Annotated in this window: 23 protein-coding genes, 1 tRNA gene, 3 rRNA genes and 1 pseudogene; 8 read left to right on the top strand and 20 right to left on the bottom strand. The window is 48.0% G+C overall.

What is annotated here, in order from left to right:
- Positions 1 to 131: 131 nt before the first annotated feature.
- The 6 genes from ACUZ8J_RS00550 to ACUZ8J_RS00525 all read right to left on the bottom strand — a co-directional run bounded on the left by ACUZ8J_RS00550 (position 132) and on the right by ACUZ8J_RS00525 (position 5,246).
- On the bottom strand, positions 132 to 647 hold the full coding sequence (locus tag ACUZ8J_RS00550) for a hypothetical protein (protein ID WP_446692784.1): 516 nt from the start codon (positions 645 to 647) through the stop codon (positions 132 to 134).
- A 636-nt stretch (positions 648 to 1,283) separates the two neighbouring features.
- The gene (locus ACUZ8J_RS00545; RefSeq protein WP_446692783.1) at positions 1,284 to 1,604 is read right to left on the bottom strand and encodes a hypothetical protein; all 321 of its coding nucleotides are present in this window, start codon (positions 1,602 to 1,604) and stop codon (positions 1,284 to 1,286) included.
- A gap of 21 nt (positions 1,605 to 1,625) precedes the next feature.
- Entirely contained in the window at positions 1,626 to 2,810 is a 1,185-nt protein-coding gene (locus ACUZ8J_RS00540; RefSeq protein ID WP_446692782.1) for an NAD(P)/FAD-dependent oxidoreductase, read from the bottom strand.
- A 238-nt stretch (positions 2,811 to 3,048) separates the two neighbouring features.
- Positions 3,049 to 4,065, bottom strand: a complete 1,017-nt coding sequence (gpsA, locus tag ACUZ8J_RS00535; RefSeq protein WP_037431152.1) for an NAD(P)H-dependent glycerol-3-phosphate dehydrogenase — start codon at positions 4,063 to 4,065, stop codon at positions 3,049 to 3,051.
- A gap of 4 nt (positions 4,066 to 4,069) precedes the next feature.
- A complete protein-coding gene (secB, locus tag ACUZ8J_RS00530) occupies positions 4,070 to 4,555 on the bottom strand; it encodes a protein-export chaperone SecB (RefSeq protein WP_011620882.1) in 486 nt (161 codons plus the stop codon).
- Between the two features lie 256 nt (positions 4,556 to 4,811).
- Positions 4,812 to 5,246, bottom strand: a complete 435-nt coding sequence (locus ACUZ8J_RS00525) for a rhodanese-like domain-containing protein (protein WP_037414466.1) — start codon at positions 5,244 to 5,246, stop codon at positions 4,812 to 4,814.
- 265 nt (positions 5,247 to 5,511) lie between these two features.
- On the opposite strand from ACUZ8J_RS00525, the gene gpmM reads away from it, so the two are divergent.
- Genes gpmM through ACUZ8J_RS00505 form a run of 4 tightly spaced genes read left to right on the top strand, consistent with a single transcriptional unit; the run spans position 5,512 to position 10,222 of the window.
- Complete coding sequence (gene gpmM, locus ACUZ8J_RS00520; protein WP_037414468.1) at positions 5,512 to 7,056, top strand: 2,3-bisphosphoglycerate-independent phosphoglycerate mutase; 1,545 nt, start codon at positions 5,512 to 5,514, stop codon at positions 7,054 to 7,056.
- 10 nt (positions 7,057 to 7,066) lie between these two features.
- On the top strand, positions 7,067 to 8,200 hold the full coding sequence (locus ACUZ8J_RS00515; RefSeq protein WP_037414470.1) for a murein hydrolase activator EnvC family protein: 1,134 nt from the start codon (positions 7,067 to 7,069) through the stop codon (positions 8,198 to 8,200).
- A 48-nt stretch (positions 8,201 to 8,248) separates the two neighbouring features.
- Entirely contained in the window at positions 8,249 to 9,454 is a 1,206-nt protein-coding gene (locus ACUZ8J_RS00510; RefSeq protein WP_218678108.1) for a S41 family peptidase, read from the top strand.
- 12 nt (positions 9,455 to 9,466) lie between these two features.
- On the top strand, positions 9,467 to 10,222 hold the full coding sequence (locus ACUZ8J_RS00505) for a divergent polysaccharide deacetylase family protein (protein WP_317520566.1): 756 nt from the start codon (positions 9,467 to 9,469) through the stop codon (positions 10,220 to 10,222).
- On the opposite strand, the gene ACUZ8J_RS00500 is transcribed toward ACUZ8J_RS00505, so the two are convergent.
- The 6 genes from ACUZ8J_RS00500 to ACUZ8J_RS00475 all read right to left on the bottom strand — a co-directional run bounded on the left by ACUZ8J_RS00500 (position 10,197) and on the right by ACUZ8J_RS00475 (position 16,397).
- Positions 10,197 to 10,652, bottom strand: a complete 456-nt coding sequence (locus ACUZ8J_RS00500; protein ID WP_037431159.1) for an Rrf2 family transcriptional regulator — start codon at positions 10,650 to 10,652, stop codon at positions 10,197 to 10,199. The genes ACUZ8J_RS00505 and ACUZ8J_RS00500 overlap by 26 nt on opposite strands.
- A gap of 21 nt (positions 10,653 to 10,673) precedes the next feature.
- Positions 10,674 to 10,928: a YkgJ family cysteine cluster protein gene (locus tag ACUZ8J_RS00495; protein ID WP_011624688.1), complete on the bottom strand. Its 255-nt coding sequence runs from the start codon at positions 10,926 to 10,928 to the stop codon at positions 10,674 to 10,676.
- Positions 10,929 to 11,244: 316 nt separating this feature from the next.
- Positions 11,245 to 11,320 (bottom strand) — tRNA-Asp (locus ACUZ8J_RS00490).
- A gap of 36 nt (positions 11,321 to 11,356) precedes the next feature.
- Positions 11,357 to 11,472 (bottom strand): 5S ribosomal RNA (gene rrf, locus ACUZ8J_RS00485).
- 131 nt (positions 11,473 to 11,603) lie between these two features.
- Positions 11,604 to 14,497: ribosomal RNA gene (locus tag ACUZ8J_RS00480) — 23S ribosomal RNA — on the bottom strand.
- A gap of 357 nt (positions 14,498 to 14,854) precedes the next feature.
- Positions 14,855 to 16,397: ribosomal RNA gene (locus tag ACUZ8J_RS00475) — 16S ribosomal RNA — on the bottom strand.
- The 16S, 23S and 5S rRNA genes sit together here with 1 tRNA gene alongside, the layout of an rRNA operon.
- A gap of 515 nt (positions 16,398 to 16,912) precedes the next feature.
- Between ACUZ8J_RS00475 and ACUZ8J_RS00470 the strand changes: the two genes are divergently transcribed.
- The gene (locus ACUZ8J_RS00470; protein WP_086904512.1) at positions 16,913 to 17,461 is read left to right on the top strand and encodes a gamma carbonic anhydrase family protein; all 549 of its coding nucleotides are present in this window, start codon (positions 16,913 to 16,915) and stop codon (positions 17,459 to 17,461) included.
- A gap of 55 nt (positions 17,462 to 17,516) precedes the next feature.
- Here ACUZ8J_RS00470 and ACUZ8J_RS00465 read toward each other — a convergent pair whose 3' ends face one another.
- Together ACUZ8J_RS00465 and aroE are read right to left on the bottom strand one after the other, a co-directional pair.
- Positions 17,517 to 17,792, bottom strand: a complete 276-nt coding sequence (locus ACUZ8J_RS00465) for a DUF1488 domain-containing protein (RefSeq protein ID WP_011620874.1) — start codon at positions 17,790 to 17,792, stop codon at positions 17,517 to 17,519.
- Between the two features lie 20 nt (positions 17,793 to 17,812).
- A complete protein-coding gene (gene aroE / locus ACUZ8J_RS00460) occupies positions 17,813 to 18,691 on the bottom strand; it encodes a shikimate dehydrogenase (RefSeq protein ID WP_446692781.1) in 879 nt (292 codons plus the stop codon).
- A 171-nt stretch (positions 18,692 to 18,862) separates the two neighbouring features.
- Here aroE and ACUZ8J_RS00455 point away from each other — a divergent pair, with 171 nt between their 5' ends.
- Positions 18,863 to 19,300 carry a group II truncated hemoglobin gene (locus ACUZ8J_RS00455; RefSeq protein ID WP_446692780.1) on the top strand — a complete coding sequence of 146 codons (438 nt, stop codon included), beginning with the start codon at positions 18,863 to 18,865 and terminating at the stop codon, positions 19,298 to 19,300.
- Between the two features lie 31 nt (positions 19,301 to 19,331).
- Here ACUZ8J_RS00455 and hemF read toward each other — a convergent pair whose 3' ends face one another.
- The 6 genes and pseudogenes from hemF to ACUZ8J_RS00425 form a co-directional block, all read right to left on the bottom strand.
- Positions 19,332 to 20,240, bottom strand: coding sequence for an oxygen-dependent coproporphyrinogen oxidase (gene hemF / locus ACUZ8J_RS00450; RefSeq protein ID WP_086904514.1), 909 nt, complete (start codon positions 20,238 to 20,240; stop codon positions 19,332 to 19,334).
- 29 nt (positions 20,241 to 20,269) lie between these two features.
- The gene (locus ACUZ8J_RS00445) at positions 20,270 to 20,836 is read right to left on the bottom strand and encodes an L-threonylcarbamoyladenylate synthase (protein ID WP_011620870.1); all 567 of its coding nucleotides are present in this window, start codon (positions 20,834 to 20,836) and stop codon (positions 20,270 to 20,272) included.
- Positions 20,837 to 20,974: 138 nt separating this feature from the next.
- A complete protein-coding gene (locus tag ACUZ8J_RS00440) occupies positions 20,975 to 21,538 on the bottom strand; it encodes a DNA topoisomerase family protein (protein ID WP_011620869.1) in 564 nt (187 codons plus the stop codon).
- A 122-nt stretch (positions 21,539 to 21,660) separates the two neighbouring features.
- Positions 21,661 to 22,137: a DUF494 family protein gene (locus tag ACUZ8J_RS00435; protein WP_011620868.1), complete on the bottom strand. Its 477-nt coding sequence runs from the start codon at positions 22,135 to 22,137 to the stop codon at positions 21,661 to 21,663.
- A gap of 2 nt (positions 22,138 to 22,139) precedes the next feature.
- Positions 22,140 to 23,228, bottom strand: coding sequence for a DNA-processing protein DprA (gene dprA, locus ACUZ8J_RS00430; RefSeq protein ID WP_083757867.1), 1,089 nt, complete (start codon positions 23,226 to 23,228; stop codon positions 22,140 to 22,142).
- Positions 23,229 to 23,239: 11 nt separating this feature from the next.
- Positions 23,240 to 24,363 (bottom strand): annotated as a pseudogene (locus ACUZ8J_RS00425) (LysM peptidoglycan-binding domain-containing protein).
- A gap of 125 nt (positions 24,364 to 24,488) precedes the next feature.
- Between ACUZ8J_RS00425 and def the strand changes: the two are divergent.
- Together def and fmt are read left to right on the top strand one after the other, a co-directional pair.
- Positions 24,489 to 24,995: a peptide deformylase gene (def, locus tag ACUZ8J_RS00420; protein WP_011620865.1), complete on the top strand. Its 507-nt coding sequence runs from the start codon at positions 24,489 to 24,491 to the stop codon at positions 24,993 to 24,995.
- 15 nt (positions 24,996 to 25,010) lie between these two features.
- Positions 25,011 to 25,967, top strand: coding sequence for a methionyl-tRNA formyltransferase (gene fmt / locus ACUZ8J_RS00415; RefSeq protein WP_446692779.1), 957 nt, complete (start codon positions 25,011 to 25,013; stop codon positions 25,965 to 25,967).
- The last annotated feature ends 2 nt before the right edge of the window (positions 25,968 to 25,969 follow it).

The raw sequence follows: 25,969 nt of genomic DNA, 5'->3' as shown, positions 1-25,969 counted from the left end.
CGACACCTTTATCAAAACGGGTAACTCTCATCTTTTCAAGATGATGTGTCAGATCTAGTCTGAACTAATACAATTTAAATGAGCCCAAAATGCTGAACGTTTGTTAGTCCATCTTGAGCGCCTTGTTATATTTACAATTCCCAATAGTCTAAGGTGTAATCAAGTTGATAACTTATTATCTTCTGAAGCAAGGCCTTAGTTTTATCATTCCATTCTGTATAAATAGAGTCAAATTGACGTGCATTTCTCATGATATATTCCATGCCCATATTTCGTTCTGAAATGTCACTATGTAGAAAAATAGTATGGACCCACGGGTAAACTTCTTTTAACCCGCCATAAATTGCTGATTTTTTATCCAACTCATCTGTATTAAGTATTAAGCCAGATTTTAGTTCAATCGTTACTAGCGGAACGATATACTTTTTATTTTCTATTTGAGCATTAATTCCGATAACGACATCAATTTGCCTTTTATACGTTTCCCATTTCCAATTTCTTGATTCATTCCACCATGGCATAGACCCAGTATAGATGTGGTAAGAACCAACTACTATATCGTGACTATCTTCATTGTTTGTAAAATATTCTTCTACTAATGACTTGCAATAATCAATTACCAACTCATTAAATTCTTTTTCTTTCATAGTGCTCTAAATCTTATGTAAATATAACATTTTATTCGTGCGCATGCGCGTTTATCATGTTAGACCAGTGAAAACGCGCACAGTTAACTATCTGTATACAAAGAACTTATCAGCTTTTTGCCTAATGTACCATCTGGAAAAACGCGCATGCGCGTTTTCCAAACCTATTAACTAAAATTCAGTTACTATATTCACCTGATTTTATAGAGTTTTATTTATTGCGGATGGAATTAGTGCGCACTGATTTTGTCTAAAAATCATACCAAAACACCTAAATTTAAATATGACTGTATACCCATACATTGTTAGTCGATTTATGGTAGGGCAAAACATAGGTAACTAGATAAGAGTTTGTATGGCTACAGGTGTAGGAACTTTCGGTTGATCTAACGAGCCGAAACAAAGAATGGGGCAAAAGCCTTTAGCCAGATGAACAGTTCAATGATCGTTAAAATTGCCATTGTTGCAACAGTGTCCGTTGGCGGCATTTACAGTTCCATGTATTGCAGATGCCGCCGTCGAGCCTATAGGGATACTTCTTGTAAAATAAAAGGGCGGCGTGTCACTGAGGAAAAAGTGACAATGTATACAACGCCAACTGCCTTGAATTGTTATGTGCAGAAAACAAACCTAAATTTACGTATTCCACCGCGCTAACTGAGAATTTCCCAATATAAATTCGATCTCATTTTGCGACAGTACTTCAGCATCTTCAGATTCAAGCACTTTAATATCTAAATGACATCCCATATTGGCACAAAAGAACTGTACTATTTTCAATCTAAAACTAGTGAGTTCATTTACTTCTAACTCTTTGCTTGCGCTACTTAGCAACTTGAGAGCATCAACTCTTATACGGACGTATTCTTCATCAACCCAATGTTCATCTGAGTCATCCTTAAAATTGTTATCACAAGCGATTTCTAGTTCATTTAATTTTTCTAAATATTTCTTCAAACTTTATTGTTCCCAAACAGACTAAACCGCTTGTCCAGCTGCCACACCAGATGCCCAGGCCCATTGGAAGTTAAACCCGCCTAACCAACCGCTGACATCCATCACTTCGCCGATAAAAAACAGGCCGGGGACTTTTATGGCTTCCATAGTTTTGGAAGACAGTTCATGGGTATCCACGCCGCCGAGAGTGACTTCGGCGGTGCGATAGCCTTCGGTGCCATTCATTAAGACTGTCCAGCGGTGCAAATCGTCGACTAACTTGGCGCGCTCTGCATGAACCAGCTGATTTAAGGCTTTGTTGAGTAAAGCTTCATCGAATAACACTTCCACCAGCCGCTTAGGTAACCACTGACTTAAGGTATTACGCAGACTCTGTTTAGGATGTGTGGCCAGTTGTTGCTCTAAGGCCTGCGCGACATCCATATTGGGTAATAGGTTGATTTCTATGGTTTCGCCCGCTTTCCAATAGTTGGAAATCTGCAAAATAGCGGGACCAGATAAGCCTCTGTGGGTAAATAGCAAAGCTTCGCTAAAGGCGGTACCATCTTTGGCGGTAATGCGGCTCGGTACGGCAATGCCCGACAACGGTTCGAAGCGAATTTTATCTTCGCTGTGCCAAGTAAAAGGCACCAGACCCGCGTGAGTTGGCAACACCTTAAGCCCAAACTGCTCGGCCAATTGATAGCCGTAGGGTGTGGCGCCGAGTTTTGGCATTGATAAACCACCGGTGGCGATCACTAAGGAGTCGCAACTTAACTCGCCATTTGAGGTGTTTAGCTCAAAGCGGCCTGCCTCGGTTTTGCTCACAGCCAGAATATCGGTACGAAGTTTAATGCTCACGCCAGCCCATTCACATTCGGTCAGCAGCATAGTAACTATCTCTTTGGCCGAGTCATTACAAAACAGCTGGCCATGGTCGCGCTCGTGGTATTCAATGCCGTGGCGCTCAACCAGTTCGATAAACTGCTGCGACGGATAACGCGCCAATGCGGATTTGACAAAGTGCGGGTTGCCACAGATAAAGTTGGCGGGTTCGACTTTCAGGTTGGTAAAGTTACAACGGCCGCCACCGCTGATAAGGATTTTACGCCCAGCCTGCTTGGCATTATCGAGTACCAGTACATCACGACCTCGGTAACCCGCTGTTGCAGCACACATTAATCCTGCGGCGCCGGCTCCGATAACAATTACATCATGATGTTTCACACTTATACTCCAGTCGATAAATTAATTTGGCGATTGCCCATCATCCCAAATAGTTCAAAGACTTGGTTACGGTATTGGTCTTCGATATTGGGGTAGATATTCCGCATTTAGCATCCAGCCTAAATGGATACAGCCAATTCAGACTGCTGCCAGTACATTAAGGCGATAGCGATCGGACATAAAAAAGGGCGCTATTTTAGCACCCTTTATTTTATTCAGCATCATCACGACTCGCGCTTTATTGCGCTGGCGTTTCTGATTTCTTTTCTCTGCTGAGCAGTTCTTTGGCGGCATCCAAGGGCGCTTTGCCTTGGTATAACACTTGGTAGATTTGCTCGGTGATCGGCATTTCGACGCCCATGCGCTTCGCTAGGGTAAACACTTCTTTAGTATTACGATAACCTTCAACCACTTGGCCAATTTCTGCCTGGGCGGTATCCACATCGCAGCCTTTACCTAAGGCTAAACCAAAGCGGCGGTTACGGGATTGGTTGTCGGTACAAGTTAACACTAGGTCGCCTAATCCAGCCATCCCCATAAAAGTGGCAGTACTGGCGCCTAAGGCTTCGCCTAAGCGGGTTAACTCGACTAAACCACGGGTGATTAACGCCGTTCTGGCATTAGCACCAAAGCCAATACCGTCGGACATCCCCGCGCCAATGGCGATAACGTTCTTCACCGCGCCGCCTAATTGCAGGCCGATAAAGTCGTCGTTAGCGTAAACACGTAAGCGTTTAGGGCTGTGCAGCAATTCCACTAGCTCAGCGGTAAATTTTGGACAGGTGCCCGCAACCGAAATCGCCGTAGGTAATCCCATGGCTAATTCCTTCGCGAACGTCGGTCCTGACAATACCGCCAGCGGATATTGCTCGCCTAACACATCACGGGCCACATCTTGCAGCAAACGTCCGGTTTCAGGCTCGAGTCCTTTGGTTGCCCATACGATGCGAGCATCTTGGCGTAACAAAGGTTTCGCTTGGGCCAATACCGAGCCAAACACATGGCTAGGTACGACAATCAGCACATTATTGCTGGCCGCTAAAGCTTTGGCTAAGTCGGCTTCGATATGTAAACACTCAGGAAAGGCAATACCCGGCAAGAACGCTTGGTTGCATTTATCCTGAGCGAGCGTCTGCATATGGGCAGGATCGTGCCCCCACAACAAGGTCTTATGACCATTGCTGGCTAAAGAGATGGCAAGGGCGGTGCCATAAGAGCCCGCCCCTAACACCGTGATATCGGCAGAGTTTTTCATGTAATTAAGCGTTAGCTTCTTCGGCTGCGGGTGCAGCTGCTGCGGCTTGACGTTGTTGCACGTATTGTGCGAACAGCGCGTCGAAGTTTACTGGTGCTAAGTTCAGTTGTGGGAAAGTACCACGACCCACTAAGCTACCTACAGCTTCACGCGCATATGGGAATAGGATGTTAGGGCAGTATGCGCCTAATGAGTGAGCCAGTTGTGGCTCAGTCAGACCTGCGATTGAGAAGATACCCGCTTGTTGTACTTCACACAGGAATGCAGTTTCGCCAGCGTTTTGTGCAGTCACAGTCAAAGACAGAACTACTTCGTATACGTCATCAGCTAATTTAGCGCTGCGAGTGTCTAAATCTAACTTAACTTCTGGATTCCATTCTTTTTGGAATACAGCTGGGCTGTTAGGTGTTTCGAAAGAAACATCTTTAGTGTAAACACGTTGGATGTTGAATTGTGGGGCTTGTTGTTCGTTGTTTGCTACTTCAGCCATAATTTCCTACCTATCCTATCAATGTTATGCCAGCACTTTTGTGGCTGGCTTTTTGTCAATTTAGCTCGGGCTTATTACGAGGCCTGTATTAGATCTCAGTACCGTCCCTACTTTCCCTTAACGGGTACTTGTGAAGTCAATCTAAACACTTAATAAAGCCCTTAGTGACTGCAGGATTAGTATGCCAAACAATGATGACGCTACTGCTGCACAATCAATTAACTATGCTGCACAGCGCATAACTGCCGCCGACAACTTATCTTTTGCTTTTTGAAACAGGCATATTCGCTGCCTGCCATTCACCCATACCACCTTTCAAGTTATACAGGTTTTCAAAACCTTGTTTACTTAAAAGCTGAGCCGCTTGAGACGAGGTCATGCCAGCATTGCATACCAGTATAATGGGACTACCTTTAAACTTTTCAAGGGCAGAAACCTGATTATTTTTGATATCCGCGAGCGTAACGTTAACTGCATCAACAATATGGCCCTTGCGGAATTCGTCATTAGAACGCACATCCACGACTTTGGCGTCTTGTCGGTTCACCATAATAGTGAGTTCTTGATGAGTAACATTTTTGATTTTTGAAAAGCTCGATTTGATCACACTGACCACAAGCATTACAAACAAACCCACCCAAGCCAGACTTAGCATAGTGTGAGCCTTAAAAAATTCGATATATTCTTGCATGGTTACAGCCCGTATAAATGGCGAAAAATTCGATAAGGGCACAGAGTATACCCATTGCCTTGGCAGATTGCAGCAGTTTAGTCACAGTTCTAGAACACAGCTCAGCCCTTGCGCCATCTCGCTTCTCTTGGCGCTCACAGAATTCGCTGAAATAGCCATTCGATGACCTTAATCTAGGTAAAGCGCTTTTTCGTACCCCGCTTACGTAGTAATATTTAACCAATTTCAGATTTCTTTAGCTTCCTTAAACTTTAAAGGTATCACCATGACGACAACTAAACGTCCAATCGCGTTGTTGATCCTCGATGGCTGGGGTTACCGTGAAAATACGCATATGAATGCGATTTACCACGCTAACACACCAGTACTCGACCGTCTCAATGCCCAATATGCCCACGGTTTAATTTCAGGCTCAGGCTTAGATGTAGGCTTGCCCGATGGGCAGATGGGAAACTCTGAAGTAGGCCATATCAACTTAGGTTCTGGCCGAATCGTGTACCAAGAGCTGACCCGCATTAGCAAAGCCATTGCAGATCATGAGTTTGAACAAAACCCAGCCCTTTGCGATGCCGTAGATGCGGCCATCAAAGCCGGTGGTGCGGTGCACATTATGGGCCTGCTCTCTCCCGGTGGCGTACACAGCCATGAAGAGCATATCGAAGCCATGTGCCGTATGGCAGTTGCTCGCGGCGCCACTAAAGTGTACTTACACGCCTTCTTAGATGGTCGCGATACCCCACCTCGCAGCGCCAAAGGCAGCCTAAGCCACTTTGATGATCTGTTTACTACATTGGGCCATGGCCGTATCGCCTCGATTATTGGTCGTTACTTTGCTATGGACCGTGATAACCGTTGGGACCGCGTGTCACAGGCATACGATCTGATCACCCAAGGCAAGGCGAAGTTCCAATACGATAACGCCGTAATCGCATTAGAAGCGGCTTACGAGCGTAACGAAAACGATGAGTTTGTGTCGTCTTCAGCCATTACCGATAGCGAAGGCAAGGTTGCCAGCTTGAACGATGGCGATGCGCTGATTTTCATGAACTTCCGCGCCGACCGTGCTCGTCAAATCACCCGCAGCTTTATCAATGCCGATTTCGACGGTTTTGAACGTGCAGTGACGCCAAAGGTTAACTTTGTAACGCTGACCGAATATGCGGCCGATATCAAAGCGCCTATCGCTTATCCTTCTGAAAACCTAGTAAATACCTTAGGTGAAGTGCTGCAAAATCGTGGCCGTACTCAGTTACGTATCTCAGAAACTGAAAAATACGCCCATGTCACCTTCTTCTTCAACGGCGGTAAGGAAGAGCCATTCAACGGTGAAGATCGTATCCTGATCAACTCACCTAAGGTGGCAACCTACGACTTACAACCTGAGATGAGCTCAACCGAGCTGACGGACAAATTAGTCGCAGCGATTGAATCCGCTAAATACGATGTGATTATCTGTAACTACCCTAACGGTGATATGGTGGGTCATACTGGTAACTTCGATGCGGCGGTTAAAGCCTGCGAAGCTGTCGATGCCTGTATCGGTCGCGTAGTTGACGCACTGGCAAAAGTAGGCGGCGAATGTATTATTACCGCCGACCACGGCAACGCCGAGCAGATGACCGACGAGACCACTGGCCAAGCCCATACGGCGCACACCAGTGAACTCGTACCCTTTGTGTTTGTTGGCCGTGACGCCACCATAGATGAAGGTGGTAAACTGAGTGATGTCGCCCCAACGATTCTGCACCTGATGGGTGAAACCATTCCCGCAGAGATGACGGGTAAGCCCTTAATCCACGTTAAAGAGTAGTTGTTACCTAGTGAGCACTCGACTCCCCGTTAAAGCCAGCATTATTGCTGGCTTTATGATGTTATCTTTCTCGGTCTACGCTTCTGATTTGGAGAAGCGTCAGTCCGAGTTGAAATCCATCCAAGCGCAAATCAACCAACAACAAAGCGCGCTTAAAAACACCAGTAAGCAGCGGGAAAAGTTACTCGCACTGCTACGCAGCGATGAAGAGGCGATTGCGGCGGCAGCCAAAAAGGTCAATAGCACCAAAACCAGTTTGGCGCAGATTGATAATACGCTTGCCGAACTCAAGCAACGCCAGGAAGAGTTAGAAACCCTCAAGGTGAGCCAGCAAAATACACTTTCAAAACAACTTGCGAGCGCATACCTAGCCGGTAACCACGATTACACTAAGATGATGCTGAATCAGCAAAGTCCCGCCACTATTGAGCGGATGTTGGCCTATTACCAATATCTCAACAAAGCGCGGATGAAGTCGATTAACGAGTTAAAACAAACCATCACAGAGCTGGATGAGATTAAAGTCACCCAAACCAGCAAGCAAAAACAATTAACTAAGTTGATGGCCGAGCAACAAGTGCAATCTAAGCGCTTGAATCAAGAACAAGATCAACGCCAATTAACCCTCAATGAATTACAGCGCACCTTAAATACTAAAGGTGCCGAACTCGAACAACTGCAAATTGAAGAGGCCAGCTTAAAACGGGTGGTTGAACAAGCGCTTAAGGCCATGCGTGACAATCCTTCGATGGAAGGCTTCGATAAACAAGGCGGTAAACTCAAATGGCCAACAAAGGGCCGTGTTACTGCTGGTTTTGGCAGCCCGAGATCGGGCCAAGTGGTGTGGAAAGGCACTATGCTCTCTGCGCCCGAAGGACAAAATATTCGCGCGGTTTCTGGCGGTAAAGTCATCTATGCCGATTGGCTTAAAGGCTTTGGTATGGTGATGGTGATAGACCATGGTAAAGGTTATATGAGCCTCTACGGCCATGCGCAGGCCCTGTTAAAAAGCCCTGGAGACATGGTCAAAACCGGTGAAGCAATTGCTTTAGTCGGACGTTCGGGTGGACAGACAGAGCCTGGCCTATACTTTGAAATAAGGTATAAGGGGCAAGCGGTCGATCCAGCCAAGTACTGTCGTTAATCAGTACTGTCGCTAAGGTGGCCGTCCCCATCAACATCGGGGACGGCTATGAAACATCTAATCCGCAATATCGTCTGCCTTGGACTCGGCCTAAGCCTAGGCCTATCCATTAGCCTCTCCAGCCAAGAGAATGCCAAATCATATCAGAGTGACTTCGACTACCCGCTATTGCAGGATGTATTAGAAACGGTCGAAACCTATTACGTTAAAACCGTTTCCAAAGATGAGCTGGTGCAAGCGGCCATTAAAGGGATTTTTGAGCACTTAGATCCCTATTCCAGCTTTTTAAATCACCAAGAGTTACTCGACTTAAAAGACTCCAATCGCGGCGAATACTTCGGCTTTGGTTTTGAGGTCGCTAGCGATAAAGACCATATCAGCATTATCGCGCCCTTTGCGAACTCGCCCGCCGAACAGGCAGGTATCCAAGCGGGTGACATCATTATCAAGCTAAATAACACGCCAACCACCGAAACCAATCTTGCGGATATCCTCAATCAAATCAAACAACATAGCCTCAGCAATCAGAGTATTCACCTAACCTTAAAGCACCATAATGATGACGCCCAGTTCGAGGTATCCCTTAAGCCCAGCACTATTACGATTCAATCTGTCGCCAGCAAATTACTGGATGGTAATATCGGCTATATTAGGCTCAGCAGCTTTCAAGAAAACTCCACCGAGGATATGGTGCGCAGTTTAAGCCAGTGGCAAAACGCGCATCTTACGGGCTTGATTTTAGATTTACGCAATAATCCCGGCGGCTTGCTGGATCAGGCAATCAAAATTGCCGACCTGTTTCTAGCTAAAGGACGAATCGTCTCTACCTCAGGCCGCTTCTTCGATGCCAATTCCGACTATTACGCCTCCCCCCAAACCATGCTGACCAATGTGCCTATGTTAGTGCTGATCAATAAAGGCTCGGCCTCCGCCTCCGAAGTCCTCGCCGCAGCCCTACAAGAGAATGGTCGCGCCAAGCTGCTCGGTGAAACCAGCTTCGGCAAAGGCACAGTACAAAGCCTGATCCCCATACTGAACGACGGCAATGCCATCAAGCTCACTATCGCCCAGTACAACACACCCAAAGGGGAAAACATCCACGCTATCGGCATAGTGCCAGATATCAAAGTTGCAACCGAAACTGGCCCCAATCAAAAGAATATGGCTATAATCGACGCCATCTCAGCACGAACCGATGTCAGCCAAGACAACATAGTCATTTCCGCTATTTCTTGGATACAACATCATGACTAATAAGAAGAAATAGTGCGTCTATTTTATATATTGGCCCTTTTGGCTATCAGTATTGCGCCAAGCAATGCAGCTCAAATCGCCTTGATCATCGATGACATCGGCTATCGTCACACCGACGAAGCCGTGCTTTCACTCCCCTGCGCAGTCACCTTATCGGTGCTGCCACACACGCCGCTCAGCAATAAGCTAGCCAAAGCCGCACACGCCAAAGGCCACGAGATTATGCTGCACTTACCCATGCAGGCACTCAATGGTAAAGCCTTAGGGCTTGGCGGTTTAACCAACAAAATGAGCGAAGCACAGATACGTAGCAGTGTACTTGCTGCTATCGCCAGCGTGCCCTTCGCTAAAGGTGCCAACAATCATATGGGGAGCCTGCTGACGCAGCTCGATGATCCTATGTTATGGGTAATGGAAACGCTAAAGCAGAAGCAGCTCTACTTTGTCGATAGCATGACCACCAAATTCACTAAGGCGGGAGATAAGGCAGATTTACTCGGCGTGCCACTGCTACGACGCCAACTCTTTCTCGATAATGACGTCAGTGCAACAGCGCTGGAAAAACAGTTTAACTTGATGATAAGCCAGGCTCACGCGCAAGGCAGTTTAGTGGCCATCGCGCATCCTTACCCCGAAACCATTCACTTCTTAAAAACGAACTTAGCACGCCTAAAGGCGGAAGGAATTGAGCTAGTACCGACATCACGCTTGTTGCCCATCGAACTAGCCCATGAAAAAGGCGCTAATCCAACTGTAAGACAGAAATAGTCATATCTGGCAGCAATGCTAGCAACTCATTTCGATTGCTTACAATGTCCTCCAAGCTGTATTGATCGAGCACGCTTAAATACGCCTCAACCGCTTGGGCTAATACGCCCTTCAACTGACAGGCGGGAGTGAAGCGGCAGTAAGGTTTGCTGCAATCAATCGGTGCCAGCGAGTTCTCTAACGCACGAATGAGTTGCCCAAGATTAATCTCGCTCGCCGGTTTACCTAAACGAAAGCCCCCCATCTTACCGCGTATGGTTTCTAGATAACCTAACTTGCCTAAGTGATGCACAATTTTCGAGACATGATTTGGTGACAAATCGAAGACCTCGGTAATCTCTGCGATCCTAAAAAGGGTTGTTCTATCGGGCTGAACCGCCAAATACATCAGCGTGCGAACACCAAAGTCGGTATAGCGTGTTAACTGCATAATTCACCTGTCAGCAATAAACTATTGAGATGTTTGAGATTCAAGGTTTGTGATCAACCAAAGCGCCTCTTCGTTAGAATCCCCACAGACATCTAAAGACGCTTCAAAATCACTACAAACCGCAGGACGATCAGGCGAGCCGAAAATCAAACACAAATTATCATCACTGAGCTGCACACAGCGCTCCCCAGCCGCCTTACCATTTGGCATTCCAGGGATCCCACTGCTAATTGAAGGTGCAATACAACAAGCACCACAGCCTAGGCGACAATTCATTTTATTACTCGTAAAAATTGGTAAACATTATACCGTTTAATTTATCTGTGGGCAGAAACACAGTTCAATACTGCCAAGTGGCGCACAACCACCTCACCCACAAATGAAAAACTAGCCAGCCTCACCATAAAAATGAGCAGTTTATCATAAACAAATCGCTAAGCTCTTTTAATCAAAAACCAAGTAGATAACGACTCGCCAAAAGTAAGCCGTTATCTGTGATATCCCAGTCGACGAATTCGTTGTAAGCGGAAATAGACAAAACGACATAACGAAAAAAGCCTCTGCATTGCTGCAGAGGCTTATCTCTTAATGTTGGCGGAGCGGACGGGACTCGACCCGCGACCCCCGGCGTGACAGGCCGGTATTCTAACCAACTGAACTACCGCTCCTTTAACTTAACGTTTGCACATTAAGCTAAATTAGGCGCTTGGCGATGACCTACTCTCACATGGGGAGACCCCACACTACCATCGGCGCGATTGCGTTTCACTTCTGAGTTCGGGATGGGATCAGGTGGGACCACAATGCTATTGTCACCAAGCAAATTTGGTATTTACTTACCCGTCTTATCTCATGCAGGCAGTAAATTAAATTCGGAAAGCTGGATTGAGTGCCACTTCTTAAGTGTTTGTATTCGTCTAAGTATTACTTAGTAAAACCCATCTGGGTTGTATGGTTAAGCCTCTCGAGTCATTAGTATCAGTTAGCTCAACGCCTCACAACGCTTACACACCTGACCTATCAACGTCCTAGTCTCGAACGGCTCTTTAGTGGACTTATAGTCCAAGGGATGACTCATCTTGGGGCTCGCTTCCCGCTTAGATGCTTTCAGCGGTTATCGATTCCGAACATAGCTACCGGGCAATGCCATTGGCATGACAACCCGAACACCAGCGGTTCGTTCACTCCGGTCCTCTCGTACTAGGAGCAACTCCCCTCAATCATCCAACGCCCACGGCAGATAGGGACCGAACTGTCTCACGACGTTCTGAACCCAGCTCGCGTACCACTTTAAATGGCGAACAGCCATACCCTTGGGACCGACTTCAGCCCCAGGATGTGATGAGCCGACATCGAGGTGCCAAACACCGCCGTCGATATGAACTCTTGGGCGGTATCAGCCTGTTATCCCCGGAGTACCTTTTATCCGTTGAGCGATGGCCCTTCCATTCAGAACCACCGGATCACTATGACCTACTTTCGTACCTGCTCGACGTGTCTGTCTCGCAGTTAAGCTGGCTTATGCCATTGCACTAACCGTACGATGTCCGACCGTACTTAGCCAACCTTCGTGCTCCTCCGTTACTCTTTGGGAGGAGACCGCCCCAGTCAATACTACCACCAGGCACTGTCCTTAACCCCGATTAGGGGCCCAAGTTAGAACATCAACACTACAAGGGTGGTATTTCAAGGACGACTCCACGAGAACTAGCGTTCCCGCTTCAAAGTCTCCCACCTATCCTACACATGTAGGGTCAATGTTCAGTGCCAAGCTATAGTAAAGGTTCACGGGGTCTTTCCGTCTAGCCGCGGGTATACGGCATCTTCACCGCAATTTCAACTTCACTGAGTCTCGGCTGGAGACAGCGTGGCCATCATTACGCCATTCGTGCAGGTCGGAACTTACCCGACAAGGAATTTCGCTACCTTAGGACCGTTATAGTTACGGCCGCCGTTTACCGGGGCTTCGATCATGAGCTTCTCTTGCGATAACCCAATCAATTAACCTTCCGGCACCGGGCAGGCGTCACACCGTATACGTCATCTTGCGATTTTGCACAGTGCTGTGTTTTTGATAAACAGTTGCAGCCACCTGGTATCTGCGACTGCCGTCAGCTTAGGGAGCAAGTCCCATCACCAACAGCAGCGTACCTTCTCCCGAAGTTACGGTACCATTTTGCCTAGTTCCTTCAGCCGAGTTCTCTCAAGCGCCTTGGTATTCTCTACCCGACCACCTGTGTCGGTTTGGGGTACGATTCCCGCTAACCTGAAGCTTAGAAGATTTTCCTGGAAGCATGGCATCAACTACTTCATCCCCTTGGGGACTCGTCATCAGCTCTCAGTGTTAAGAACGCCCGGATTTGCCTAAGCATTCCACCTACCACCTTAAACGCGGACTACCAACGCCGCGCTAGCCTAGCCTTCTCCGTCTCTCCATCGCAGTTAGCGGAAGTACAGAAATATTAATCTGTTTCCCATCGACTACGCCTTTCGGCCTCGCCTTAGGGGTCGACTCACCCTGCCCCGATTAACGTTGGACAGGAACCCTTGGTCTTTCGGCGAGGGGGTTTTTCACCCCCTTTATCGTTACTCATGTCAGCATTCGCACTTCTGATACCTCCAGCGTGGGTTACCCCTTCACCTTCAACGGCTTACAGAACGCTCCTCTACCGCGCAACCCTAATGGATTGCACCCGTAGCTTCGGTGGTATGTTTAGCCCCGTTACATCTTCCGCGCAGGCCGACTCGACTAGTGAGCTATTACGCTTTCTTTAAATGATGGCTGCTTCTAAGCCAACATCCTAGCTGTCTAAGCCTTCCCACATCGTTTCCCACTTAACATACACTTTGGGACCTTAGCTGACGGTCTGGGTTGTTTCCCTTTTGACGACGGACGTTAGCACCCGCCGTCTGTCTCCCGGATAGCACTCTTTGGTATTCGGAGTTTGCAAAGGGTTGGTAAGTCGGGATGACCCCCTAGCCTTAACAGTGCTCTACCCCCAAAGGTGTTCGTCCGAGGCGCTACCTAAATAGCTTTCGAGGAGAACCAGATATCTCCCGGTTTGATTGGCCTTTCACCCCCAGCCACAAGTCATCCGCTAATTTTTCAACATTAGTCGGTTCGGTCCTCCAGTTGATGTTACTCAACCTTCAACCTGCCCATGGCTAGATCACCGGGTTTCGGGTCTACGCCTTGCAACTAAACGCGCAGTTAACACTCGGTTTCCCTACGGCTCCGCTATTCGCTTAACCTCGCTACAAAACGTAAGTCGCTGACCCATTATACAAAAGGTACGCAGTCACGGTCTCAAGAACCGCTCCCACTGCTTGTACGTATACGGTTTCAGGTTCTATTTCACTCCCCTCACAGGGGTTCTTTTCGCCTTTCCCTCACGGTACTGGTTCACTATCGGTCAGTCAGGAGTATTTAGCCTTGGAGGATGGTCCCCCCATATTCAAACAGGATATCACGTGTCCCGCCTTACTCGTTTTCATCAAAGGTTAGTTTTCGTGTACGGGGCTATCACCCTGTGCCGCTGGACTTTCCAGACCATTCCACTAACACCCCTCTGACTTAAGGGCTAATCCCCGTTCGCTCGCCGCTACTAGGGGAATCTCGGTTGATTTCTTTTCCTAAGGGTACTTAGATGTTTCAGTTCCCCTCGTTTGCCTCATGTAGCTATGTATTCACTACATGATGACCGCTTATGCGGCCGGGTTCCCCCATTCGGACATCGTTAGCTCAAATGCTTGTTACTAGCTCGCCAACGCTTTTCGCAAGTTACTACGTCCTTCATCGCCTCTGACTGCCAAGGCATCCACCGTATACGCTTAGTCGCTTAACCATACAACCCAAATGAGTTTCACTTGAATTGTTGCGACCAGCTGGTTTTACTTGTCTCATCTTCGACCAAGAAGATGGACTCGCCTTAGACTTGAATATTCAAGACACTTAAAAAGTGTTTTAAGAACTCAATTTTTTTCGTATTAACACAACGACAGACATCATTGTATTAATTACTATCAGCTTTCCAAATTGTTAAAGAACAATGCTTACCGGCTCGCGGCACATTTCGCTCTCCCTCCTCTTTCGAGAAGTTCAACAAGCCATCTGTGTGAACACTCAGGCACATGGATGTGCCGTGTGTAAGAAACGCATGGAGCAGTTTCTTACCAACCAAACATCGAGTTAGTCGTATAGGTAAGGAGGTGATCCAGCCCCAGGTTCCCCTAGGGCTACCTTGTTACGACTTCACCCCAGTCATGAACCACAAAGTGGTGAGCGCCCTCCCGAAGGTTAAGCTACCCACTTCTTTTGCAGCCCACTCCCATGGTGTGACGGGCGGTGTGTACAAGGCCCGGGAACGTATTCACCGTGGCATTCTGATCCACGATTACTAGCGATTCCGACTTCATGGAGTCGAGTTGCAGACTCCAATCCGGACTACGACGAGCTTTGTGAGATTAGCTCCACCTCGCGGCTTTGCAACCCTCTGTACTCGCCATTGTAGCACGTGTGTAGCCCTACTCGTAAGGGCCATGATGACTTGACGTCGTCCCCACCTTCCTCCGGTTTATCACCGGCAGTCTCCCTAGAGTTCCCGCCATTACGCGCTGGCAAATAAGGATAGGGGTTGCGCTCGTTGCGGGACTTAACCCAACATTTCACAACACGAGCTGACGACAGCCATGCAGCACCTGTCTCAGAGTTCCCGAAGGCACTAAGCTATCTCTAGCGAATTCTCTGGATGTCAAGAGTAGGTAAGGTTCTTCGCGTTGCATCGAATTAAACCACATGCTCCACCGCTTGTGCGGGCCCCCGTCAATTCATTTGAGTTTTAACCTTGCGGCCGTACTCCCCAGGCGGTCTACTTAATGCGTTAGCTTGAGAGCCCAGTGTTCAAGACACCAAACTCCGAGTAGACATCGTTTACGGCGTGGACTACCAGGGTATCTAATCCTGTTTGCTCCCCACGCTTTCGTGCCTGAGCGTCAGTCTTTGTCCAGGGGGCCGCCTTCGCCACCGGTATTCCTCCAGATCTCTACGCATTTCACCGCTACACCTGGAATTCTACCCCCCTCTACAAGACTCTAGTTTGCCAGTTCGAAATGCAATTCCCAGGTTGAGCCCGGGGCTTTCACATCTCGCTTAACAAACCGCCTGCGCACGCTTTACGCCCAGTAATTCCGATTAACGCTTGGACCCTCCGTATTACCGCGGCTGCTGGCACGGAGTTAGCCGGTCCTTCTTCTGTAGGTAACGTCACAGCTGCAAGGTATTAACTTACAACCTTTCCTCCCTACTGAAAGTGCTTTACAACCCGAAGGCCTTCTTCACACACGCGGCATGGCTGCATCAGGGTTTCCCCCATTGTGCAATATTCCCCACTGCTGCCTCCCGTAGGAGTCTGGGCCGTGTCTCAGTCCCAGTGTGGCTGATCATCCTCTCAGAACAGCTAGGGATCGTCGCCTTGGTGAGCCATTACCTCACCAACTAGCTAATCCCACCTAGGTTCATCCAATCGCGAGAGGCCCGAAAGTCCCCCTCTTTCCCCCGTAGGGCGTATGCGGTATTAGCAGTCGTTTCCAACTGTTATCCCCCTCGACTGGGCAGATCCCTAGGCATTACTCACCCGTCCGCCGCTCGCCACCTCAGGAGTAAACTCCCTTGTGCTGCCGCTCGACTTGCATGTGTTAGGCCTGCCGCCAGCGTTCAATCTGAGCCATGATCAAACTCTTCAATTAAAAGTTTTGTGAATCCGAAGATTCGGCTCAATGAATTCTGAATCGACTTAACTTAATAAGTCGTTGTACATATTGCTATGAACACTCATTCATTGATTTAATTCTTTGATTACTCGCCAAACGGCAGAGTAATTTCGATTAACTCAACACCTGTGAGTGTCCACACAGATTTCTTGTTTAGATTGTTAAAGAGCATTTGACCTCAGCTTTCGCGTTACCGCTCAGCGGGTCAGGGCTGCGTATTCTACGCATTTCCCTTGTCGCGTCAAGGCGTTTTTGCAAACTTCTTGAGGCTTTCGAATCAACTGCACATTTTGCATTCGATTCGCACTGATACCGCGGTTGCTTTCGCTGTCTGCCGTGTCAGTGGATGCGCATTATAGGCAGCAGAACTTTTTGTGCAACCCCTAAATTGAAGATAATTAGCTTTTTTACGCTGTTCGTTGGATATTTGACCTGACCAGTCAGTTTTTAGCCTTTATAATGCGAAAAACCACTCAATTAGGGACTTTTTTATGTCAGGGCCACTCAGAACTTACCAAGGGATTCATCCACAACTCGGCGATAATGTGTATGTAGACCCAGCTTCGGTACTCGTTGGTGATATCGCTTTAGATACAGACGCCAGTATTTGGCCTATGGTGGCGGCGCGTGGTGACGTAAACCATATTCGTATTGGTAAGCGCTCCAATGTACAGGATGGCAGCATATTGCACGTGACCCGTAAATCCGCCTCTCGTCCAGAGGGTCATCCACTGATCATTGGTGATGATGTGACAATTGGGCATAAGGCGATGTTGCATGGCTGCAAAGTTGGCAATCGTGTATTAGTCGGGATGGGCGCGATTATCCTCGACGGTGCCATATTAGAAGATGATGTGATTTTAGGTGCGGGTTCGTTAGTACCGCCGGGTAAGGTGTTGCAGAGCGGCTACTTATATGTCGGCAGCCCTGCAAAACAGGCGCGACCTTTAACCGAAGCGGAATTGAAGTTTTTACCTGAATCCGCGGATAACTATGTGCGCTTGAAAAACGAATACTTGGCAGAACCTCAGCCTGAGTAGTGTTTCTATTAAATTGGATGGCAGTGTTTACGCTGCCATCTTGTTCATTTTGCTCTTAGCCTAAGTGCACTGCGCCAAACTCATCAAACTCTTCTGCTTCAATTAAGGCTTCTGCCATTTCTTCGGCATCGAATCGCACCGCATCAAATAGCGCTAACATGGCGGCCGCTTCATCGCTATTAGGCTGAGGCGAAAAGTCATTTAACTGCGCCAGCTTCTGCGCGCTGATATAACACTTAATGTTCATTCCCTGCTGCTGGGCAATAAAGCAAATGTGCTTTTGGGTTTCATCCCAATGTTGCAGATCGGGGAATAAAATACTCTGATTCATCTTATCTTCCTCTTGAGCCTCTATTGCGCATCGGCCTGTAGTTTGTCCCTGAGCAATTTAAGCACTCCTGAGGTATCTGGCTCGACGCCACGCCAGAGCGCAAAACTCTTTGCCGCCTGACCGACAAGCATACCCAGTCCATCAATCACTTGCGCTGCGCCCTGTTGCACAGCCCATTGATTAAATGCCGTTGGTTTTGCGCCATACATCATATCGTAGCAAGCCGTTTTGTTGCCGATGATGGACAATGGTAGTGGCGGTAACTCTCCCGCGAGACTCGCTGAGGTCGAGTTAATCACTAAATCGTACTCCCCCGACAACTCAGGCATCGACATCGCCTGGAGTTTATCGCAGTAGCGCCCTTCTTGTACTTGGCTAAAAATATCCACTAAGGCCTGCGCCTTACTTTGAGTGCGGTTAGTGATGACTAGTTGACCCACTTCAGCCTTAAGCAATGGCAAGATACAGCCGCGCGCCGCGCCACCAGCCCCCACCAAGAGCACCCGCTTATGCTGCAAACTGCCGAGATGGCGAATAAGATCGGCCACCAGCCCCAAACCATCGGTGTTATCACCATAAATAGTGCCATCGGCCAACAAGCTTAGGGTATTGACCGCCCCCGCCAGCGTCGCTTCGGCACTTAGGCTGTCGCAGAGAGCAAAGGCTTGCTCTTTAAAGGGAACTGTCACATTTGCGCCCTTTCCTCCCGCCTGAAAAAATGCTCGTAAACTCGCTTCAAAACCATCGATGGGCGCCAGAATCGCCTCATAACTCAAAGGCTGCTGCGTAAGGGACGCAAACTGTCCATGGATAAAGGGCGATTTACTGTGACCAATCGGATTGCCAAACACTGCATAACGATCAAGCACTGGCGTAGTTACTGAGGGCATATCTGTCATCTGCGGGATTCTATTGGCTGTGAATGGCTTGCAGTCTAGCGTGCTTTTAGGCGGTAGCACAGCCTAATGGCGAGCCTAAGTTGTTGTACCTGACTTTAGCCTTCTGTTTCACCGTGGCATTCGGGCTATAATGCGCGCATCGATATTGTAGACAGCAATGCAGTTAGACCTATGAACTGGCTTAAAAAGATTTTTAGTAAACACACAAGCGTGCCGGATGACAGGGATCCGAATCAGTCAAATGCCTATGATTTAATTGGTGGTGACAAAGTGATCCGCGCGATTGCCCATAGTTTCTATCAGAAAATGGCAAGCTCAAAAGAAACACAAGCTTTATTCGCGATTCACCGTGCACCGATTGCGGAGTCGGAACAAAAGCTCTATGAATTCTTAAGTGGCTGGCTCGGTGGTCCGCAGTTATATCAGCAAAAATATGGTCATCCCGCATTACGCGCACGCCATATGCCCTTCGCGGTAGATGAGACGATGCGGGATCAATGGCTATTTTGCATGAAGTTTGCCATTGAAAAACATATAAAAAAACCAGAGCATCGCGCCGCTATCTACGAGGCGATTTCAACTCTGGCTGATCATATGCGTAATCAGTAAAGTACTGATTACGCGACTCGTGTTAGCGTGCTTATACCCAATCTCGAGGTTTAAGGTAATTATCGTATAGATCTGCCTCAGGGCTGCCCGCCTCTGGCGTATAAGCATATTGCCAGCGTACCAATGGCGGCATTGACATCAAAATGGACTCAGTGCGACCACCGGTTTGCAGGCCGAACAAGGTACCTCTGTCGTATACCAGATTGAACTCAACATAACGGCCGCGACGATATAACTGGAACTCACGCTCACGTTCGCCATAAGGCGTCTCTTTACGGCGCTCAACAATCGGCGCATAAGCGGTTAAGAAGCCATTCCCCACCGCTTGCATAAAATCGAAACTCTTATCGAAGCCAGCTTGATTCAAGTCATCGAAAAACAGTCCGCCCACGCCACGGGTTTCATTACGATGTGGCAGGAAGAAATACTCATCACACCACTTCTTATATTTAGGATATACATCATCGCCAAAGGGCAGACACAGATTTTTAGCGGTTTGATGCCACTCACGCACGTCTTCTTCGAAAGGATAGTAAGGCGTTAAGTCAAAACCACCACCAAACCACCAAACGGGATCCGCACCGTCTTTATGGGCAATAAAGAAACGCACGTTAGCATGGGTAGTTGGAATATAAGGGTTTTTAGGGTGAATCACTAAAGAAACGCCCATGGCCTCAAAACTACGACCCGCCAATTCTGGGCGATGAGCCGTTGCCGATGCGGGCATGGCAGCACCTGTTACATGGGAAAAGTTCACCCCGGCTTGCTCGAATACCGCGCCTTGAGTTAAGACACGACTGGTACCGCCACCGCCTTCGGTGCGTGTCCATGAATCGGCCGCAAAGCTTGCTTGCCCATCCAACTGCTCAAGACCCGCACAAATTCGATTCTGTAGATCGAGTAAAAATGCTTTTACCACTGTCGCATCTGGCACGCTCATCTGCTTTTATCCTTTGCGTTATAAATCAGTTATTGTCCGTTACGTAATATCTTACCGCTGCGGGCATCAATAATGGTGGAGGGTTGACGCTGTTCGCCTAATGACCCTAACACTAAGGCATCAATCTTACCCTCAAAGGCATTAAGAATTTCATCACCGCTGAGCGCGGGATCTTCGCCGGCTAAATTGGCGCTAGTCGAGACCAGTGGTTTACCTAAAGCTTGGCATAAGGCTCGCACCCCTTCATGGGCGGAGACACGCACGGCGATAGAATCAAACTCACCACATAAATAGCGCGAAACATGCGGCTTAATCGGCATCACAAAGGTAAAGGGGCCTGGCCATTTAGAAAAGGCAAACTCAAGTTGCTCGGCGCTCAACTGTGACTCATCGACATAATCCACTAATTGGGAAAACTCGCTCGCCACTAAGATAAGCCCCTTCTGCCAAGGACGTTGCTTTACCGCGAGTAATTTTTGGATGGCGGTGTCGTTGTCTGGATCGCAGCCCAAACCATAAACGGCTTCAGTGGGATAAGCGATAACGCCGCCGTTAAGCACTATGTCTTTAATTTCAGATGGGTGCAGCTGTAACATCTTAATATCACCTTATGAATTGAATCGATTTCTACAAACACGTTTTGGCTTTTTTAGCGCTTGGCCACCCCATCCGTGGTCGATGGGGGATTATACCCAAGGGTGTTTATACGACCAAATCTTTAGAGCCAGATCACACTAAAGCGCGCGTTTGTATTTACAGCTTTTTTGCGGACATTCTAAACGCATCCCCGCGGCCCCTTTACGCTCGACTAAAATACCAAAGCCACAACTCGGGCAAGTTTCAGCAACGGGGGGATAATTCACGATGAATTTGCATTTGGGATACGCACTGCAGGCATAAAAACTCTTACCAAAACGGCTGGTACGATGCTCAAGCTTGCCAGTTTTGCATTCGGGACATGCCACCTCAGGTTTATCGCTCTCCTGATCTGGCCTTTCTATGTGGGTACAACTGGGATATTGAGTGCAACCGATAAAGATACCAAAACGCCCCGATTTGACCGCCAACTCATGGCCGCACTCGGGACACTTGGAACCTTCAATCACTTGGGTTTCAATCGATTCATGCTGCACTAAGGGACGGGTATATTGGCAGGTGGGATAGTTGTTACAACCAATAAAACTCCCATGTTTGCTATGTTTTACCGACAACTCGCTGCCACACTCTGGGCATAGCTCGAATTCTTTTTCCAGCGCGTGCTCATGGGCACTAAATAGTTGTTCATCGATCTTAGACATAATCATTACCACCAGTCATTGCGTCTAATCCGCAGATAACTCACCACACAGGTATTAACAAGCTTATGGCATCAAAAAAGGAGGGCTAGCCTCCTTTCTCATTATTCATCACATCGCAACGCTTAAGAATGTAGCCGACCTTCTTCAGGCTGCTCAAAAATTAAATCTTCCATTTGCTCATAGGCGGACTCATGGCCGGGCGCATTAAAGAGCACCATCAGAATCACCCACTTAAGATCTTCGAGGATCAAGGCAGGCTCATCGAGTTCCATAACTCTGTCGATTACCATCTCACGGGTTTCGACATTCAGCACTTTCACTTGCTCTAAAAAGAGCAGGAATCCACGGCATTCCACGTCCAGCTTTTCCATTTCTTCTTTGGTGTAAATCCGAAATGAATGCTGATCATGATTGCACAGGTAAGGCTTATCCCCTTCCTGCAACTCAGCCAGACGCTCCAACCAAGTTAAGGCTTTCAAAATCTCTGACTGGTGAAAACCAGCACGAGTGAGTTCCTTGGTTAACTCGTCTTCATCCACTAACAGTTCAACTTCACTGTGAACATAGTTTTCAAATAGATACATGAGGATATCAAACATGGCTAGCTCCTCTTTACTCTGACGTAACCACCGGGTACTGCAACAACCCAACCTTGCAACTCAAGTTCAAGCATTTGTTCTAACACCAGATCTATCGTTTTCCCACTATGTTCGACTACAGCATCAATTGTTGTAGTTTCATAACCTACACTAGCTAACAGCGATGAAAATGGCAAATCACAAATCTCACCTTGCTGTATATGGTGGCGAGTGTTGACTTCTTCAAGGTGAAAAGCCGTCAAACTTACCAGCTCTTCCACTATATCGGCCGCACTCTCCACAAGTTTTGCCCCATCCCGTAATAAATCATGGCAGCCTTGATGAAAGCCGCCAAGAATCGAGCCCGGAACCGCAAAGACCTCACGCCCCTGCTCCATCGCTAACCTTGCGGTGATGAGTGAACCACTCTTACGGCAAGCTTCAACCACCAGCGTACCTAAAGAAAGACCGCTAATAATGCGGTTTCGTTTCGGGAAATTGCCCGCAAAAGGCCCGATATCCGGCCAAAACTCGCTTATTATACAGCCTTGGTGCTGAATATCCTCATAAAGCTGCTTATGCCGACGCGGATAAATAATATCAATCCCGGTTCCGAGCACCGCAAGCGTTCTTCCTCCATGGTCAACACAGGCTTTATGGGCCGCACCATCTATCCCCATCGCCATGCCACTACAGATACTGAATCCCAGCGCGGACATCTCTCGAGCTAACTGATAAGCAACCTGTAATCCACCGGGAGACGCATTACGGCTCCCCACTATAGCAAGCGATGGGAACAACAGCGCCTCAACACATCCTTTGATAAATAAGACGCTTGGAGGATCGGGTAACTGTTTGAGTAATGGAGGATAAAGGGGATCGGTAAAACAAACGAGGTGGTGTAGTTCAGACTGCTGTTGCCATTCGAGGGCGGCATCGACCCTTTGATAATCAATGACTAAGCTATGGAGTAGATTGTCAGACAAAGGGAGCGAGTGTCTCTCATGCTCCAATCTTTGCCTGAGGTCGTCCACATCCATGTGCGTTAATAATTGTTGTGTCCGAGCGGGTCCTAGCCCAGATACCGCATTAACAATTAACCAATCGACCAAATGTTCAGGGATTATTCACCTCTAAAGGCTAAGGAGTCTGGCGCAATTAATTTATCGTCGACACGTACAGAACGTTCAGTCGAGACAATCAAACCTAAGCTCGCTTTATCAAACACTTTAAAGACTAAGAGCTTGCCATGGTAAATATCGGGCATCTTGATGGCGCGATCTGACGACAGTGACGCCACCACATTGTCATAGGCGGTGCGCTCGGTCGTAGGTACGGGTTGACCATCGTTATTAATCACAATCTCTTCGCCATCGCGATAAATGGAGAACACTTCACCTGGCTCAACACCATCCTGCGTGCCTTTATCTAAGTACACCACATTGAGCTTACCCGCCTCGCGCATTTTCGACTCAATCGCTAGTACGGCCGCAGGCGTCTTAAGCTCAGCAGGTTTTGGCGTAAAATAGGCTGACATTAGGGCTTCGTCTTCCATAGGTAACGCCCTAAAACCCGCCTTGGTTTCACGGTAGTTACTGAGGATTTTAACCTTAGACACTTTGCCAGATTCAATCACTTGGCCGGTAGACCCAGAATCGCTTCTTGTCCTAAGGCTTCACCCGTTTGTTTGTTGAAGAAGTCTCGGCCGCGTTCATACATACCCAACTTTTGGTTCAAAGGCAGTTCGCTATCGATATAAATCACATCGCCAACCACATGGTGACGTGAAGGGCTCTCACCCGCGAGCACCATAGGTTGCTGTGCAAACCAGTCGGCATCGACCACACGGTTTTGCACCAGATAGTTTTGGATTAACGCTAAATCAACCGCAGGCACCGCATTGCTCTTAGCAATCACGCGTCCCTCAGGGGTTTTGCGAATATGGGGTTTTCCCTCGTTAGCGCCATTACGCACTAATCGGGGTTGACCATCGATAAAGACTAAAGTGAGCTGATCGCCAGGATAAATTAAATGAGGGTTAGCAATCTGGGGGTTAACATCCCATAAACGTGGCCACTTCCAAGGGTCATTTAAAAAGGTGGCCGAGATATCCCAAAGGGTATCGCCCTTCTTTACCACATATGACTCGGGATGCCCTGCTTTCAGCGTGAGAGTATCAGCGGAAACCAACGTGCAATTAAATGTCATTAACGCAAGTAAAATTAGCCGTTTCATGGTGCGGTCCATGTTGTTTAGCTCTTAAATCGAGCTTTTACTGTTATTGATAGGCACTAAAGATTAAAATTAGCCCATTAGCCTCAGTCAGTATAACCAACTGATTGAGATTTGACAGACTTGTTAAGAGTTTAAGTATGGCACTATTAAAAGTTTTACGCTTTCCCGATGAAAGATTGCGAACTCAAGCGACCCCGGTCACAGAGTTTACTGCTGAGTTGCAAACGCAAATCGATGATATGTTCGAGACCATGTACCAAGAAAAAGGCATTGGTCTGGCAGCAACCCAGGTCGACTATCATAAACAACTGATCGTGATGGATTTACAAGACGAGGTCGATCGCCCTAAAGTCTTTATCAATCCAGAAATTATTGCCAGTAGCGGTGATTTCTGTAACGAAGAGGGTTGTTTGTCGGTCCCCGGTATCTATGCCAAGGTCGACCGCGCCGAGTTTGTTACCGTCAAGGCACTGGATAGACACGGTAATGAATTCACCGTTGAAGCCGATGAGCTGTTTGCTATTTGTATTCAGCATGAAATGGATCACCTGAAAGGTAAGTTATTTGTCGATTACCTGTCGCCATTGAAGCGCCAACGGATCAAACAGAAACTTGAAAAAGCGGCCAGACAGGACGCCAAATAAGCATTAGGATCAGATTTGAAACCACTCAATATCATCTTCGCCGGAACACCGGATTTTGCCGCTCGCCATTTACAGGCGCTGATTAACTCACATCACAATGTGATTGCCGTCTACACTCAGCCGGACAGACCCGCTGGGCGCGGTAAAAAACTCACCGCCAGCCCAGTTAAAGAACTCGCCGTCAGCCACAACATTCCAGTTTATCAGCCGGGCTCACTGCGTAAAGAACCCGCACAGCAAGAACTTGCCGCCCTCAATGCCGATATTATGGTGGTAGTCGCCTACGGCTTGATTCTGCCTAAAGTGGTACTCGACACGCCACGTTTAGGCTGTATCAATGTTCACGGTTCTATTCTGCCACGCTGGCGCGGTGCAGCGCCTATTCAACGCGCGTTGTGGGCCGGCGATAAAGAGACCGGCGTGACTATCATGCAAATGGATGTCGGCCTAGATACCGGCGACATGCTGCTGAAAACCTACTTGCCGATTGAAGATGATGATACTTCCGCCACCCTTTACGAGAAGTTAGCTCTGCAAGGGCCAGACGCGCTACTGCAAGCACTCGAAGGTTTAGCCAACGGCACCCTAACGGCTGAAAAACAAGATGAAGCCTTAGCGAACTACGCCGAAAAACTCAGTAAAGAAGAAGCGAGGCTCGATTGGAGCAAATCTGCGACCCAATTATGGCAAGAAGTCCGCGCCTTCAATCCTTGGCCTGTGAGCTATTTTGAGCACCAAGGCAATACCATCAAGGTGTGGCAGACCAACGTCAGCACCACCAGCAGCAATGCCGCCCCCGGCACTATTATCAGCGCCAGTAAAAAAGGCATTGAAGTCGCCACCGGCGATGGTGTGTTAACTCTGCTCAACATGCAATTACCCGGTAAAAAACCACTCAGCGTAGCCGACATACTCAACGCCCGCGGCGACTGGTTTACCCCAAATACTCGTCTAAATCACGAGGCGCAATAATG

Source organism: Shewanella sp. Koi 1, from assembly GCF_052907445.1.
Note: the sequence above shows the minus strand (reverse complement) of the source record. Positions and strands in the feature narration are given on the sequence as shown.